A 407-nucleotide genomic window follows, 5' to 3' on the forward strand; every position below is an offset into this window, starting at 1 on the left:
CGTCAGCGGTATCCGCGATGTAATGAACCTGACAATCACCTCGACGGCACGCGACCTGCTCTCCTTCGTCTCGCTGGTCGCGGTCATGGTCTATCAGGACCCGATCCTGAGCGTCATCATTTTCGTGATGGCGCCGCCGTTGCTTCTAGGACTTCGCTATCTTTCCAAGCGCCTTCGGGATGTCACAAAAGAATCGATCCACCTGAACAGCCGTGCTTTCGGGGCAATGCAGGAATCGATCCAGGGCATAGCGATCGTCAAGGCGTTCACCATGGAACGCGAGCTTGAGAAGAGGGTCAATCAGATCATCGGGGTCGCCGAGCAGCGCGCCAACAAGATCGCCCGCCTTTCCGAACGCAACGCTCCGATGACCGAGAGCTTTGCGGGTCTGGCCGTGGCCGGTGTTC

At 58.5% G+C, this 407-nt stretch carries 1 protein-coding gene; it reads left to right on the forward strand.

Features of this window, described 5'->3' with window-relative positions:
• Positions 1 to 22: 22 nt before the first annotated feature.
• On the forward strand, positions 23 to 407 hold a 385-nt coding region (locus tag AC1DIX_RS28025; protein ID WP_477328642.1), incomplete at its 3' end, for an ABC transporter transmembrane domain-containing protein.

This window comes from Massilia sp. 05N420 (genome assembly GCF_056397205.1).